The sequence below is a fragment of the Streptomyces sp. NPDC001568 genome (assembly GCF_042893755.1).
In the GTDB taxonomy this organism is placed as follows: domain Bacteria; phylum Actinomycetota; class Actinomycetes; order Streptomycetales; family Streptomycetaceae; genus Streptomyces.
The window spans coordinates 556941-571464 of record NZ_JBIAVF010000001.1; the positions used below are offsets into that span (position 1 = coordinate 556941).

At 70.3% G+C, this 14524-nt stretch carries 12 protein-coding genes and 1 riboswitch; of the genes, 5 read left to right on the forward strand and 7 right to left on the reverse strand.

Annotated features, from left to right (window positions below; all coding sequences use genetic code 11):
* Positions 1-24: 24 nt before the first annotated feature.
* On the reverse strand, positions 25-990 hold the full coding sequence (locus ACFY0I_RS02650) for a helix-turn-helix domain-containing protein (protein WP_388889077.1): 966 nt from the start codon (positions 988-990) through the stop codon (positions 25-27).
* An 82-nt stretch (positions 991-1072) separates the two neighbouring features.
* On the opposite strand from ACFY0I_RS02650, the gene ACFY0I_RS02655 reads away from it, so the two are divergent.
* A complete protein-coding gene (locus tag ACFY0I_RS02655; RefSeq protein WP_388889080.1) occupies positions 1073-1297 on the forward strand; it encodes a hypothetical protein in 225 nt (74 codons plus the stop codon).
* Positions 1298-1385: 88 nt separating this feature from the next.
* Here the strand turns inward: ACFY0I_RS02655 and ACFY0I_RS02660 are convergent, their stop codons facing one another.
* The 6 genes from ACFY0I_RS02660 to ACFY0I_RS02685 all read right to left on the reverse strand — a co-directional run bounded on the left by ACFY0I_RS02660 (position 1386) and on the right by ACFY0I_RS02685 (position 9095).
* Positions 1386-2399, reverse strand: a complete 1014-nt coding sequence (locus ACFY0I_RS02660) for a ribonucleotide-diphosphate reductase subunit beta (RefSeq protein ID WP_388889083.1) — start codon at positions 2397-2399, stop codon at positions 1386-1388.
* Positions 2399-4792, reverse strand: a complete 2394-nt coding sequence (locus tag ACFY0I_RS02665; protein ID WP_388889086.1) for a ribonucleoside-diphosphate reductase subunit alpha — start codon at positions 4790-4792, stop codon at positions 2399-2401. Before ACFY0I_RS02665 ends, ACFY0I_RS02660 begins: the two co-directional genes overlap by 1 nt.
* A 162-nt stretch (positions 4793-4954) precedes the next feature.
* Positions 4955-5086, reverse strand: a riboswitch (cobalamin riboswitch).
* Positions 5087-5130: 44 nt separating this feature from the next.
* Positions 5131-5643, reverse strand: a complete 513-nt coding sequence (locus ACFY0I_RS02670; RefSeq protein WP_388889088.1) for a GNAT family N-acetyltransferase — start codon at positions 5641-5643, stop codon at positions 5131-5133.
* 92 nt (positions 5644-5735) lie between these two features.
* Positions 5736-5933 (reverse strand): CstA-like transporter-associated (seleno)protein, encoded by a 198-nt coding sequence (locus tag ACFY0I_RS02675; protein WP_388889328.1) that lies wholly within the window; start codon positions 5931-5933, stop codon positions 5736-5738.
* 14 nt (positions 5934-5947) lie between these two features.
* Positions 5948-8200 (reverse strand): carbon starvation CstA family protein, encoded by a 2253-nt coding sequence (locus ACFY0I_RS02680; protein WP_388889091.1) that lies wholly within the window; start codon positions 8198-8200, stop codon positions 5948-5950.
* A gap of 130 nt (positions 8201-8330) precedes the next feature.
* On the reverse strand, positions 8331-9095 hold the full coding sequence (locus tag ACFY0I_RS02685; protein WP_281208094.1) for a GntR family transcriptional regulator: 765 nt from the start codon (positions 9093-9095) through the stop codon (positions 8331-8333).
* A 289-nt stretch (positions 9096-9384) separates the two neighbouring features.
* On the opposite strand from ACFY0I_RS02685, the gene ACFY0I_RS02690 reads away from it, so the two are divergent.
* The 4 genes from ACFY0I_RS02690 to ACFY0I_RS02705 all read left to right on the forward strand — a co-directional run bounded on the left by ACFY0I_RS02690 (position 9385) and on the right by ACFY0I_RS02705 (position 14460).
* Entirely contained in the window at positions 9385-10674 is a 1290-nt protein-coding gene (locus ACFY0I_RS02690) for an extracellular solute-binding protein (RefSeq protein WP_388889094.1), read from the forward strand.
* A gap of 371 nt (positions 10675-11045) precedes the next feature.
* Positions 11046-12065 (forward strand): carbohydrate ABC transporter permease, encoded by a 1020-nt coding sequence (locus ACFY0I_RS02695; protein WP_388889097.1) that lies wholly within the window; start codon positions 11046-11048, stop codon positions 12063-12065.
* A gap of 68 nt (positions 12066-12133) precedes the next feature.
* Positions 12134-12970, forward strand: a complete 837-nt coding sequence (locus ACFY0I_RS02700) for a carbohydrate ABC transporter permease (protein WP_388889332.1) — start codon at positions 12134-12136, stop codon at positions 12968-12970.
* Between the two features lie 8 nt (positions 12971-12978).
* Positions 12979-14460: a glycoside hydrolase family 3 protein gene (locus tag ACFY0I_RS02705; protein WP_388889100.1), complete on the forward strand. Its 1482-nt coding sequence runs from the start codon at positions 12979-12981 to the stop codon at positions 14458-14460.
* Positions 14461-14524 lie beyond the last annotated feature (64 nt).

The window sequence follows — 14524 nt, forward strand, 5'->3', positions numbered from 1 at the left end:
GCGTCGGGGGTCCGGCCCCGCCCGCTACGCCGCCTGCGGACCCCGGAAGGCGCGGCGGAAGGCGTTCGGGGTGGTGCCCAGGGTGCGCAGGAAGTGGTGGCGCAGGGCCGCCGCGTTGCCGAAGCCGCTGCGGGTCGCGATGGAGTCCACCGTCTCGTCGGTGGACTCCAGCAGTTCCTGCGCGAGCAGGACCCGCTGGCGCAGCACCCACTGGTAGGGGGTGGTGCCGGTCTCCTGGAGGAAGCGGCGGGCGAAGGTCCGCGGGGACATGTGGGCCCGCTCCGCGAGGTGCTCGACGGTGATCTCGTCCTCCAGGTGCCGGGTCATCCACCCGATGACCTCGCCCACCGTGTCGCACGCCGTCCGCGGCAGTGGCCGCCGGACGTACTGGGCCTGCCCGCCGTCCCGGTGCGGGGGTACGACCATCCGCCGGGCGATGGCGTTGGCCACCTCGGCGCCGTGTTCCTGGCGGACCACGTGCAGGCAGGCGTCGATGCCCGAGGCGGTGCCGGCCCCGGTGATCACCGGGCCCTCGTCCACGTACAGCACGTCGGGGTCCACGCGCGCCTTCGGGAAGCGGCGGGCCAGCGCCGGGGCGTGCATCCAGTGCGTGGTGCAGCGCCGGCCGTCCAGCAGCCCGGCCGCGCCGAGCACGAAGGCCCCGCTGCACACGCTGAGCACCCGCGCGCCCCGGTCCACGCCCCGCCGCAGGGCGTCGAGGAACGGCTCGGGGTACTCCCGCACGGGTGCCTGCCGGTCGGCGGGCACGCAGATCAGGTCCGCCTCCTCCAGCCGCTCCAGGCCGTGCGCGGGTGCGATGGCGAAGCCGACGTCGGACATGGTCAGCGGACCTTCCTCGGCCGCGCACACGGCGAAGTCGTACACCGGCAGCCCCTGGGCGCCGCGGTCGATCCCGAAGACCTCGCAGAAGATCCCGAACTCGAAGGGGGCCACTCCGTCGACGAGGGCCACGGCCACGTTGGTCAGCATGACCTCAGTGTGGCAGTAATTCGTACTTGAGTGACAGTACTGCCACTGTTCGATCATGGCCGATCAGGCGGACAGTGGAGGTATGAGCACCTTCGTGAACTACCTCGTCGTCCTGGCCATCGCCGCGGTCCTGCTCGGGCCCAGCCTGTACGGGATGTGGCGCGACCGACGGATCGACCGGCAGCTGCGGGCCGTCGCGACCCGGCGGGTGTGGCTGCCGCGCCAACGGGCGGGCGGTCTCGCACCCCCTCCGCGCCGGCGGGGCATCCGCTTCGGCCTCGGCCGCCGGGGACGCATGGCCCACTGAGCCACGACCCCGACCCCCGAAACGCGAGGAGCCGGAACGCGGTTCGTTCGCGTTCCGGCTCCCGGCGCACACCCGCGCGGAGGGGGGACTAGAAGTCCTCGTCCAGGTCGACCGTGCCCTCGACCGCGACCTGGTAGGCCGACGGGCGGCGCTCGAAGAAGTTCGTCAGCTCCTGGACGCCCTGGAGCTCCATGAACGAGAACGGGTTCTGCGAGCCGTAGATCGGCGGGAACCCGAGGCGCACCAGACGCTGGTCCGCGACGCACTCCAGGTACTCGCGCATCGACTCGGTGTTCATGCCCGGCAGACCGTCGCCGCACAGGTCACGACCGAACTGCAGCTCCGCCTCCACGGCCTCCTTCAGCATGTCGACGACCTGCTGCTGGAGGGCGTCGTCGAAGAGCTCCGGCTCCTCCTTGCGGACGGTGTCCACGACCTCGAAGGCGAAGTTCATGTGCATGGTCTCGTCGCGGAACACCCAGTTGGTGCCCGTCGCCAGACCGTGCAGCAGACCCCGCGAACGGAACCAGTACACGTACGCGAAGGCACCGTAGAAGAACAGGCCCTCGATGCACGCCGCGAAGCAGATCAGGTTCAGCAGGAAGCGCCGGCGGTCCGCCTGCGTCTCCAGCTGGTCGATCTTCTCGACGGAGTCCATCCACTTGAAGCAGAACTGCGCCTTCTCGCGGATCGAGGGGATCTCCTCGACCGCGTCGAACGCGGCGGCGCGGTCGTCCGGGTCGGGCAGGTAGGTGTCGAGCAGCGTCAGGTAGAACTGGACGTGCACGGCCTCCTCGAACAGCTGGCGCGACAGGTACAGGCGCGCCTCCGGGGAGTTGATGTGCTTGTACAGCGTCAGCACGAGGTTGTTCGAGACGATCGAGTCGCCCGTCGCGAAGAACGCGACCAGCCGGCCGATCATGTGCTGCTCACCGGGCGTCAGCTTCGCGAGGTCCGCGACGTCCGAGTGGAGGTCGACCTCCTCGACGGTCCAGGTGTTCTTGATCGCGTCCCGGTAGCGCTCGTAGAAGTCCGGGTAGCGCATCGGGCGGAGCGTCAGCTCGAAGCCCGGGTCCAGCAGGTTCTTGTTGGTGGTGCTCATTACTGGCAGGCCTCGCACGATTCGGGGTTCTCAAGGGAGCAGGCCAGCGCCTCCGCGTCGGTCACGGCCTGCGGGAGCGCCGCGGGGGCGGCGGCCTGCGCGGCGCGGGCGATCTTCGTCGCCGGGCGCGAGCGCAGGTAGTACGTGGTCTTCAGGCCCTGCTTCCAGGCGTACGAGTACATCGAGCTGAGCTTGCCGATGGTCGGCGTCTCCAGGAACAGGTTCAGCGACTGCGACTGGTCGAGGAACGGCGTACGGGCCGCCGCCATGTCGATCAGGCCGCGCTGCGGGATCTCCCACGCCGTCCGGTACAGCTCGCGCACCTCGGCCGGGATCCAACCGAAGCCCTGCACGGAGCCGCTGGACTCGCGCAGCGCCTCGCGGGTCTGCGCGTCCCACACGCCGAGCTGCTTCAGCTCCTCCACCAGGTACGCGTTGACCTGGAGGAACTCGCCGCTGAGGGTCTCGCGCTTGAACAGGTTGGAGACCTGCGGCTCGATGCACTCGTACACGCCCGCGATCGAGGCGATCGTCGCCGTCGGCGCGATGGCGAGGAGCAGCGAGTTGCGCATGCCGGTCTTCGCGACGCGGGCGCGCAGGGCGTCCCAGCGCTCGGGCCAGTTCAGCTCGACGTCGTAGTGGTCCGGGTGCAGGACGCCGCGGGCGGTACGGGTCTTCTCCCAGGCCGGGAGCGGGCCGCTGCGCTCGGCGAGGTCGCAGGAGGCCTCGTACGCGGCCAGCATGATCCGCTCGGAGAGCTTCGTGGACAGGGCCTTCGCCTCGGGGGAGTCGAAGGGCACCTTCAGCTTGAAGAAGACGTCCTGGAGGCCCATCGCGCCCAGGCCCACCGGACGCCAGCGGGCGTTGGAGCGCCCGGCCTGCTCGGTCGGGTAGAAGTTGATGTCCACCACGCGGTCGAGGAAGGTCACGGCCGTGCGGACGGTCTCGTCCAGGCGCTCCCAATCGATCTCACCGTCCACCACGAAGGCGCCCATGTTGACCGAGCCGAGGTTGCAGACGGCCGTCTCGCCGTCGTCGGTGACCTCGATGATCTCGGTGCACAGGTTGGAGGAGTGGACGACCGAGCCAGGCTCGGCGGTCTGGTTCGCCGTGCGGTTGGAGGCGTCCTTGAAGGTCATCCAGCCCTGGCCGGTCTGCGCGAGGGTGCGCATCATCCGGCCGTACAGGTCGCGGGCGGGCATGGTCTTGCGGGCCAGACCGTCCGCCTCGGCCTTGCGGTAGGCGGCGTCGAACGCGTCGCCCCACAGGTCCACGAGCTCGGGGACGTCGGCCGGGGAGAACAGCGACCACTGGCCGTCGGAGTTCACACGGCGCATGAACTCGTCCGGCACCCAGTGGGCGAGGTTCAGGTTGTGCGTACGGCGCTGGTCCTCACCGGTGTTGTCGCGCAGCTCCAGGAACTCCTCGATGTCCGCGTGCCAGGTCTCCAGGTAGACGGCGGCGGCGCCCTTGCGCCGGCCGCCCTGGTTCACCGCGGCGACGGAGGCGTCGAGGGTCTTCAGGAACGGGACGATGCCGTTGGAGTGGCCGTTGGTGCCGCGGATCAGGGAGCCGCGGGCGCGGATGCGGGAGTACGACAGGCCGATGCCGCCGGCGTGCTTCGACAGGCGGGCGACCTGGTGGTAGCGGTCGTAGATCGAGTCCAACTCGTCGAGCGGGGAGTCCAGCAGGTAGCAGGAGGACATCTGCGGGTGCCGGGTGCCGGAGTTGAAGAGCGTGGGGGAGGACGGCAGGTAGTCGAGGCGGCTCATCAGCCGGTAGAGCGAGGCCACTTCCTCGACGGCCTGGACGCTCTCGTCCGCGGCGAGGCCGCAGGCCACGCGCAGCATGAAGTACTGAGGGGTCTCGATGACCTGGCGGGTGATCGGGTGGCGCAGCAGGTAGCGGCTGTGCAGGGTGCGCAGGCCGAAGAAGCCGAAGCGGTCGTCGGCGCCCTCGGTGAGGGCGTGCTCGACCAGGGAGTTCAGCCGGGCGGCGTGGGTCTCGACGAAATCGGCCGTGCGGTCGGCGATCAGGCCCTCGCGGTGGCCGACGGCGACGGACTCGGCGAAGGAGGTGGAGCCCTGGCCCGCGGCCTCGTCGGCGACGGCGAGGGTCAACAGCCGGGCGGCGAGCCGGGAGTACGCCGGGTCCTCGGAGATCAGACCGGCCGCGGCTTCGGTGGCCAGCCCGCGCAGTTCGGCCTCGTCGGCGACGGAGCTGCGACCCCGCAGGGCGGCGGCGGCGACCCGGCCGGGGTCGGTGTCGGGCAGATCGGCCGTGAGTTCGGTGAGGGTGCGCAGCAGTGCGGTCCCCGGGCCCTCGGGCGCGAGCGCGGCCTCGTTGGCGGACTGGGCGGACTCGGCGCGCGGTGCGGCGGGCGCGATGGTCACGGGGGGAGCTCTCCCTCACTCGGCCCGGTCTTCGACGGGGCGGGGAGAGCGGGCGCACGCGGGAAGACCACGCACCGGCCCGGACAGGGCAGGCGGTACGTGCACCGCGTGGCGTCCACCGGCCCAACCGCGAGGCCCGGACGTGTCGACACCCGGTTCGGTCGAGCCGGGCGCGCTGTCGGCAGGTCCTCGGACTTGCGGACGCACCAATGGGTGCACTTCATACCGTTGCGGGACAGTTCCGGATTCGCACCGGATTCCCCTGCGGCGACAGCAGGCATGAGCATACATGTGGGGGCGGCTCGTTGCGGTAGCCCCCACATGTTGTGTCGGGGTGGCTACTGCTCGGGTGCGTACAGCTCCAGGGCGTAGGTGATCAGGGGCACCGTGGGCAGCGGGGACCAGTCCCGCGTGGGGGTGCGGACGAAGCCCAGGCGGCCGTAGAGCCGGTGCGCGGCGGGGCTCTGCGGCTGGGTGGAGAGCACCAGCCGGGTCACTCCGGGCAGCGCCCTGGCCCGCTCGGCGCAGGCCCGTACGAGGGCCTCTCCGGCGCCCTTGCCCCGGCCGGCGGCGTCCACCGCGAGCATCCGGAACTCGGCCTCGCCGGGGCCGGCTATGTCGGCGAGCGGGCTGCCCGGAGGGGCGAACGTCACACCGCCCAGCAGCTGCCCGTCGAGCACGGCCACGAGGACCTCGCCGTGGTCGGCGCGGCCGGCGACGTCGCGCAGCACGCGCTCGTAGGAGCCGTCGGGATTCCCGTCGAGCAACCCGTCACCGAGGTAGGCCCGCGCGGTCACATCGCCCAACTCTTCGTACTCGGCGGGGAGTGCCGCCCTGATCGTCATGTCCATGCGTCGAGTGTGCGGGACGGATGGAGGGCGGGGGCGACCCGCGGACGCGGAAGGGCCCCGCCGGGGTGCGGCGGGGCCCTTCGCGCGGGCGGTCAGCAGCAGCGGAAGCCCTCGCGGGGGTCCGCCTCGCGGGCGTCGGTGCGGGCCCGCTCGAAGGCGCGCCGGGTCAGGACCCCGGCGTCCGGGTCGTGGGCCCGGGCGTGGGCGACGTAGCGGTCGTACGCCGCCTCGCCGGAGAACTCCCGTACGTAGTACCGGGCCTTCGTCAGCGCCCGGCGCAGTCCGCCCACCGCGCGCGCGGTGTTCACGCGACGGGCTCCTTGACCTTGCCGCCGCCGCTGTCGAGGCCGGCCGCCGCGAGCTCGGCCTTCTCCTCGGCCGTGGCGATGAGCCCCGCCGGCGCGACGATCTTCGACTCGGACCACGGGACCTCGGAGAGGCGGACCGACTCGGGGTGGGCGATCGCCCTGAAGCAGGTCCGGCCCGCGTCCACCAGCACGATGATGATGAGGACGGCGAACAGCACCGACAGGACGCCGTCGACCGTGGCGTTGGTGACCACGGTGTGCATCTCGTCCATGGTCTTGGCGGGCGGCAGCACCTTGTCGGCGTCGATGCCCGCCTGGTACTTGTCGCGCTGGGCGAAGAAGCCGACCTTGACGTCCTCGGAGAAGATCTTCTGGTAGCTGGCGGTGAGGGTGACGGCCACGTCCCACGCCAGCGGGACCCCGGTGACCCAGGCCCACTTCAGCCGCCCGGACTTGACCAGCAGGGTCGTGCAGACGGCCAGCGCGACCGCCGCGAGCAGCTGGTTCGCGATGCCGAACAGCGGGAACAGCTGGTTGATGCCGCCCAGCGGGTCCTTGACGCCGACCCACAGGAAGTAGCCCCAGCCACCGACGACGATGGCGCTCGCGAGCCACACGCCCGGCTTCCAGCTGACGTCCCGGAAGGACTTGTGCACGTTTCCGAGGGTGTCCTGGAGCATGAACCGGCCCACGCGGGTGCCCGCGTCGACCGTGGTCAGGATGAACAGGGCCTCGAACATGATGGCGAAGTGGTACCAGAACGCCTTCATGCCGGCGCCGCCTATGACGGCCGAGAAGATCTCCGACATTCCGAGTGCGAAGGTCGGGGCGCCACCCGTACGGGAGAGCAGGCTGGCCTCCTCCACGTCCTTCGCGGCCTGCGCGAGGGCGTCCGGGCTGATGGCGAAGCCGAAGTTGGTGACGGCGGCGGAGGCGGTCTCGACCGTGGTGCCGATGACCCCGGGGGGCGAGTTGACGGCGAAGAAGAGGCCGGGCTCGATGATGCAGGCGGCGATCACGGCCATGATGGCGACGAACGACTCGGTGAGCATCGCGCCGTAGCCGATGACCCGGACCTGGGTCTCCTTCTGGATCATCTTCGGGGTGGTGCCCGAGGCGACCAGCGAGTGGAAGCCGGACAGGGCACCGCACGCGATGGTGATGAAGACGAACGGGAACATCGAGCCGGCGAACACCGGTCCGTCGCCCCGCGCCGCGAAGTCGGTGACCGAGGGCATTTGGAGCGTCGGCATCGCGATGACCACGCCCAGCGCCATCAGGGCGATCGTGCCGACCTTCATGAAGGTGGACAGGTAGTCGCGGGGCGCGAGCAGCAACCACACCGGCAGCACCGAGGCGATGAAGCCGTACACGATCATCCAGACGACCAGCGTCTCCTTCTCCAGGGTGAAGGTGTCCGCCCAGGAGGACTCGGCGACCCAACCGCCCGCGACGATGGCGAGCAGCAGCAGCGCGACGCCGATGGCGGAGACCTCGGTGACCCGGCCCGGCCGCAGCACGCGCAGGTACACGCCCATGAAGAGGGCGATCGGGATGGTCATGCCGATGGAGAAGACGCCCCAGGGCGAGTGCGCCAGGGCGTTGACGATGACGAGGGCCAGCACCGCCAGCAGGATGATCATGATGGCGAACACGGCGACCAGGGCGGCGGCTCCGCCCACCGGCCCTATTTCGTCCCGGGCCATCTGGCCGAGCGAACGACCGTCGCGCCGGGTGGAGAAGAACAGCGTCACCATGTCCTGGACGGCGCCGGCGAAGATGACGCCGACGACGATCCAGATGGTGCCCGGCAGGTAGCCCATCTGCGCGGCGAGCACGGGACCGACGAGCGGGCCCGCGCCGGCGACGGCCGCGAAGTGGTGGCCGAAGAGCACCCGACGGTCGGTGGGATGGAAGTCGACACCGTTGTCGAGGCGTTCGGCGGGGGTGGCCCGGGTCTTGTCGACCTTCAGGACGCGCCGCGAGATGAAGCGCGCGTAGAAGCGGTACCCGATGGCGTACGAGCCCAGCGCCGCCGCGAGCAACCAGGCGGCCGAGATCTCCTCACCCCGTGACAGGGCCAACACGCCCCAGCCGATGGCTCCGATCAGGGCCACGAGCGCCCACACGGCGATCGACTGCGGGGAGAGGCGGCCCGACGGAGAGGGCGAGTCGGGCCTGCCGCCCGGGCTCGCCGCATCCCCCGGTGGTGGAGTCCGGTCTGTCCTTGTTGCGTCCGGTTCCGGCATGATCCTCGTCCCCTCGTTGATCATCTGCTTAAGCGCAGGGAATCTACGGGGGCTCGACCGCTGGACGTAAGCCCCCGTCCGCATAGCGGTACGAGCGTCCACCGAGGATCGAACGGGAGTCAACCGGTGATCACAAGGCAGGCCTCTGAAGACGGGCAACGAACTTGTAACGGTCGCCGCGATATACCGAACGTACCCATTCGACCGGTTCCCCGTCGGCGTCGAGGGAGTGCCGGGAGAGCATCAGCATCGGCAGTCCGACGTCCGTGCCGAGCAGTCCGGCCTCCCTCGGGGTGGCCAGGGAGGTCTCGATGGTCTCCTCCGCCTCCGCGAGGCGGACGTCGTACACCTCGGCGAGGGCCGTGTAGAGAGAGGTGTACTTGACCAGCGAACGGCGCAGCGCGGGGAAGCGCTTGGCCGACAGGTGCGTGGTCTCGATGGCCATCGGTTCGCCGCTCGCCAGACGCAGCCGCTCGATGCGCAGGACCCGTCCGCCCGTGGAGATCTTGAGCAGGCCGGCGAGGGTGTCGTCGGCCGTCACGTACCCGATGTCGAGGAGCTGGGACGTCGGCTCCAGGCCCTGGGCCCGCATGTCCTCCGTGTACGAGGACAGTTGGAGCGGCTGGGAGACCTTGGGCTTGGCGACGAAGGTGCCCTTGCCCTGGATCCTTTCCAGCCGGCCCTCGACGACGAGTTCTTGAAGGGCCTGCCGGACGGTGGTCCGGGAGGTGTCGAATTCGGCCGCGAGCGTGCGCTCCGGCGGGACCGGCGTGCCGGGGGGGAGCGTTTCGGTCATGTCGAGCAAGTGCCGCTTGAGCCGGTAGTACTTGGGCACGCGCGCCGTCCGAGTGACTGCCCCGCCTTCCGGCTCCGTGGTCGCCCCTTCGGTGGCCATCGCCGCCCGCCTTCCCGACTCCAGTTTCGCTGCCGTCACCGGCTCCTCCGATATGTGCGGTCACATCGTGACACGGGAGGGAGGACAGGCCTCCTCCCTCCCCCAGGTGTCGGTCCGATAACGGACCGAGCACCCGCTCATTAGACCCTTGACACCCCTAAAGGTCTAGGCCAAGCTCCAGCTACTGGTCTAAACCAATCTGGATCGGATCCCGGCCCCACGGGCAGTACTTGGTACGTCACCGCGGTGGGCGAGGGAAGTTGCAGGCAGCATCCCTGAGGAGGGTGGCGTGAAGCGCAAGCTCATCGCGGCGGTCGGAGTCGCGGGCATGGTTATCGGCCTCGCGGCGTGTGGCGACGGTGCCGACGACAAGGCGAAGACCGAAGCATCGGGTGGCGCGGCCAAGGAGATCACCGTCTGGGTGATGGACGGTTCCGCACCCAAGGCCTGGATCGACGAGGTCAACAAGGAGTTCTCGGCCAAGCACCCCGGTGTCACGGTCAAGGTCGAGGAGCAGAAGTGGACCGGCATCCAGGAGAAGGTCACCACGGCCCTCTCCGAGAACACCCCGCCGGACGTCATTGAGCTCGGCAACACCCAGACCGTCGGCTACGCCGTCACCGGTGGCCTCGCCGACCTGTCGGGCGACAAGTCCAAGCTCGGCGCCGACGCCTGGTCGAAGGGCATGACGTCCTCCGCCGAGGTCGACGGCAAGCTCTACGCCGCCCCGTGGTACGCCGCCAACCGCGTCGTCATCTACGACAAGAAGGCCTACGAGAAGGCCGGCATCACCGCCCCGAAGACCCGCGACGAGTGGGTGGCCGGCCTGGAGAAGCTGAAGACGACGGACCCGGCCTCGCAGCCGATCTACCTGCCCGGCCAGAGCTGGTACGTCCTCGCCGGCTTCGTCTGGGACGAGGGCGGCGACCTCGCCGTCAAGGACGGCGGCAAGTGGAAGGGCCAGCTGGCCACCCCGCAGGCCGCGTCCGCGATGGACTTCTACAAGAAGCTCCAGTCCTTCTCCACGGCCCCCAAGGACAAGGACGAGGCCACCCCGCAGCAGTCCACCGACATCGTCCCCAAGGGCGGCGTCTCGTCCTGGATCGGTCTCGGCTGGGAGGCCCAGGGCGCGCTGAAGGCCCTGAAGGAAGCGGGCAAGGAAGGCGACTTCGGTTACTTCCCGATCCCGGGCAAGACCGCCGACAAGCCGGGCTCCGTCTTCCTCGGTGGCTCGAACCTCGCCGTCGCCGAGCGCTCCAAGAACAAGGAGCTCGCCAAGGAGTGGCTGGCCCTCGCCGCAGGCAAGGACCAGATGACCAAGTACGCCACCGCCACCGAGGGCGCGCTGCTCCCGAACCAGACGGCCGCGAACTTCCCCGCCGCCCCGGGCTCCTTCGCCGAGTCGATGGCCAAGGCCGCCGCCTCCGGCAAGATCACCCCGGTCACCGCGGGCTGGGCGAACGTCGAGACCGAGCCGAACCCCATCAAGGAGTTCATGACCAAGGTCCTGAAGGGTGAGGACGCCGCCAAGGCGGGCGCGGACGCGGACAAGGAAATCGCGAGCCGCATCAACAAGTAGTCCCACCCGGCAGCACCGCACCACCGCACCACCGCACCACCGCTCCACCGCAGCACCGCTCCACCCGACACACCGCAACACCCGCAGCAACCAGCAGTGTGAACGCACCGGGGGGTGGGGGGGGGGGGCCCCCCCCCCCCGCGCCCCCCCCCCCCCCCCCCCGAGAGAACAACAAAAAACCACCCAGCACCCCCCACCACCACACCGCCACCCGCCCGCCCCCCCACCGCGCCCACCCCGCCCCCCCATCACCTCCCGGGCATGCAATTTTATTTTTTAGGATGGGGGTGGGCGGGTACGCCCCCCCCCCCCCCCCCCCCCACCCCCGGTCGCGCATTTGACTCCACAGTCAACCGCGAGGAAGCCCAGACATGACCGTGCACTCCCAGGGAGCGACCACCAGCGCTCCACAGGACGCACCACAGAAGTCCGCCGGACGGCCGAAGGTGCCCGGCACCGGTAGCGGCCCCAGCCATCCGTCGCCTCGCGGGGGCAGAAGGTCGCTCCCCTCGGGGTGGGCGCCGTATCTGCTCGTCCTGCCCGCGGTGCTCAGCCTCGCGACACTGCTGCTGTATCCGCTGATCAAGAACGTGATCCTGTCCTTCCAGGACATCAACAAGATCGAGTTCATCCAGCGGAAGTACCCGTTCGCGGGACTGGACAACTACACCCAGCTGCTCGGCGACTCCGACTTCTGGACCGTCGTCCTGCGCAGCTTCGGCTTCACCCTCGCCAACGTCGCGCTCATCATGGGCATCGGCTGCCTCATCGGCATCCTGCTGAACCGGCTCGGCAAGTGGATGCGCCTGGTCCTGTCGATGGCACTGGTGATGGCCTGGGCCATGCCGATCGTCGCGTCGGTCCAGGTCTTCAAGTGGCTCTTCGACGAGCAGTTCGGCGTCATGAACTGGGTCATGCGCTCCGCCGGCATCGCCGGGTACGACCAGCACAACTGGTTCGAGACCGGCCTCTCCACCATGGTGATCATCACGATCCTGGTGGTCTGGGGATCGGTCCCCTTCGTCGCCCTCAACATGTACGCCGGCCTGACCACGGTCGGGGCCGAACTGTACGAGGCCGCCCGGATGGACGGCGCCAACGGCTGGCAGACCTTCTGGAAGGTCGTCTTCCCCCAGCTGAAGCCCTTCTTCCTGATCACCACCTTCCTCGAGGTGATCTGGGTCTTCAAGGCCTTCACCCAGGTCTACGCGATGAACAAGGGCGGCCCCGACCGCGCCTCCGAGATCCTCCCGGTCTTCGCCTACGTCGAGGGCCAGAGCCAGTTCCACTACGGTCTGGCCGCCGCGATCTCCGTCCTGACGATCCTGATCCTCATCATCGTCATGTCCTTCTACTTCCGCCTGATCCTGAAGCAGGAGGAGGAGCAGTGAGCACGACCACCGCCCCGAAGCCGGCGCCGTCCGCACCGTCCGCACCGGCGACGCAGACCGCCCAGCGGCTGCGCACCCGCCGGCCGCTGCGCCCCGGGACCGTCGCCAAGAACGTCGGCGCCCTCCTGCTGGCCCTCGTCTTCGTCTTCCCGGTCTACTGGATGTTCTCCTCGGCGCTCAAGCCGCAGAGCGAGATGCTCAGCAAGGACCCGGTCTTCGTCTTCACGCCGACGCTGAAGAACTTCGACAAGGCCACCGGCGTCGACAACTTCTGGTCGTACGTCACCAACAGCCTCATCGTCACCGTCTGCGCGGTCGTGCTGGCCCTGCTCGTCGCCCTCGCCGCGAGCTTCGCCATCGCCCGCATGAAGTTCAAGGGCCGCAAGGGCCTCGTGCTCGCCGTGATGATGGCCCAGATGGCCCCCTGGGAGGTCATGGTCATCGCGATGTACATGATCGTCCGCGACGCCGAGATGCTGAACAGCATCGGCGTGCTGACCGCCATCTACTTCGTGATGGTCCTCCCCTTCACCATCTGGACCCTGCGCGGATTCATCGCCGCCGTCCCGGTGACCCTGGAGGAGGCGGCCCAGATCGACGGCTGCACCCGCGGCCAGGCCTTCCGCAAGGTGATCTTCCCGCTGCTGGCCCCCGGTCTGATGTCCACCTCGCTCTTCGGCTTCATCACCGCCTGGAACGAGTTCGCGATGGTCCTGATCCTGAACAAGGACAAGACCTCGCAGACCCTCCCGCTGTGGCTGACCGAGTTCCAGACCGCCTTCGGCAACGACTGGGGCGCCACCATGGCCGCGTCCTCGCTCTTCGCGGTCCCGGTCCTGCTGATCTTCATCTTCCTCCAGCGCAAGGCCGTCGGCGGCATGACCGCCGGCGCCGTGAAGGGATAACGGCCGACATGACTGTCCTTGCGCACCGCACGGATACGGTGACCCGCGACGCCCTCGCGGTCCTCCAGCCCGGCTTCGAGGGCACCACCGCCCCCGCCTGGCTGCTGCGCCAGGTCGCCGAAGGCCTCACCGCCGTGGGCCTCTTCGGCCGCAACATCACCTCCGCCGCCCAGCTCTCCGCCCTCACCGCGCAGCTGCGCGCCGAGCGCGACGACGTACTCGTCGCCATCGACGAGGAGGGCGGCGACGTCACCCGCCTGGAAGTGCGGGGCGGCTCGTCCTTCCCCGGCAACCTCGCGCTGGGCGCCGTCGACGACACCGACCTCACCCGTGACGTGGCCCGCGAGCTGGGCCGCCGCCTCGCCGAGTGCGGGGTCAACCTCAACTGGGCGCCGTCCGCGGACGTCAACTCCAACCCGAACAACCCCGTCATCGGGGTCCGTTCCTTCGGCGCGGACACCGCCCTCGCCGCCCGGCACACCGCCGCCTACGTCGAGGGCCTCCAGGCCGCCGGCGTCGCCGCCTGCACCAAGCACTTCCCGGGCCACGGCGACACCAACGTCGACTCGCACCACGCGCTGCCCCGCATCGACGTCGACCTGGACACCCTCCAGGCCCGCGAACTGGTCCCCTTCAAGGCGGCCATCGAGGCCGGCAGCAAGGCGGTCATGAGCGCGCACATCCTCGTGCCCGCCCTCGACCCGACCCGCCCGGCCACCCTCAGCCCGCAGATCCTGACCGGCCTGCTCCGCAAGGAGCTCGGCTACGAGGGCCTCATCGTCACCGACGGCATGGAGATGAACGCCATCGCCGGGACGTACGGCATCGAACGCGGCTCGGTGCTGGCCATCGCGGCCGGCGCCGATGCCATCTGCGTCGGCGGCGGGCTCGCCGACGAGGCCACCGTGCTGCGCCTGCGCGACGCGCTCGTGGCCGCCGTCCGCGAGGGCGCGCTGCCGCAGGAGCGGCTCGCCGACGCCGCCACCCGGGTGCGCGCCCTCGCGCAGTGGTCCCGTCGGGCCCGGCCGGACGCGCCGGCGGAGGGGAGCGGCGCGTCCGGCATCGGCCTGACGGCGGCCCGCCGGGCCGTGGTCGTCACGGGCGCCGCCACCCCGGTCGCCGCCCCGTACGTCGCCACGCTCACCCCCGTCCCGAACATCGCCGTGGGCGACGAGACCCCGTGGGGAGTGGCCGCGGAGCTGGCCGCGCTGGTCCCGGACACGGAGGCGGGCGTCTACCCGAAGGGCTCCACCGCCGGGGACGTCCTCGCGGCCGCCGGCGCCCGCACCGTCGTCGCGGTGGTCCGCGACGCGCACCGGCACCCGTGGATGAGCGAGGTCCTGGACGCCCTGGTGGCGGCGCGCCCGGACACCGTGGTCGTCGAGATGGGCGTACCGCTCGCCGCGCCGCGCGGGGCCCTGTACCTCGCCACGCACGGCGCCTCCCGCGTCTGCGGCCGGGCGGCCGCCGAGATCATCGCGGGCGCGTAGGCGCCGCCGGCCCCGCGCGGGCCGGAGCCGGACGTGCGAAAGGGCCGGGCCCCCGAGGAGGGGG

Excerpts from the sequence above, each read along its gene's own strand:
- ACFY0I_RS02680 (WP_388889091.1), bottom strand. The coding sequence starts at position 8,200 with ATGCCGGAACCGGACGCAACAAGGACAGACCGGACTCCACCACCGGGG.
- ACFY0I_RS02655 (WP_388889080.1), top strand. The coding sequence starts at position 1,073 with ATGAGCACCTTCGTGAACTACCTCGTCGTCCTGGCCATCGCCGCGGTC.
- ACFY0I_RS02685 (WP_281208094.1), bottom strand. The coding sequence starts at position 9,095 with ATGGCCACCGAAGGGGCGACCACGGAGCCGGAAGGCGGGGCAGTCACT.
- ACFY0I_RS02650 (WP_388889077.1), bottom strand. The coding sequence starts at position 990 with ATGCTGACCAACGTGGCCGTGGCCCTCGTCGACGGAGTGGCCCCCTTC.
- ACFY0I_RS02660 (WP_388889083.1), bottom strand. The coding sequence starts at position 2,399 with ATGAGCACCACCAACAAGAACCTGCTGGACCCGGGCTTCGAGCTGACG.
- ACFY0I_RS02695 (WP_388889097.1), top strand. The coding sequence starts at position 11,046 with ATGACCGTGCACTCCCAGGGAGCGACCACCAGCGCTCCACAGGACGCA.
- ACFY0I_RS02670 (WP_388889088.1), bottom strand. The coding sequence starts at position 5,643 with ATGGACATGACGATCAGGGCGGCACTCCCCGCCGAGTACGAAGAGTTG.
- ACFY0I_RS02705 (WP_388889100.1), top strand. The coding sequence starts at position 12,979 with ATGACTGTCCTTGCGCACCGCACGGATACGGTGACCCGCGACGCCCTC.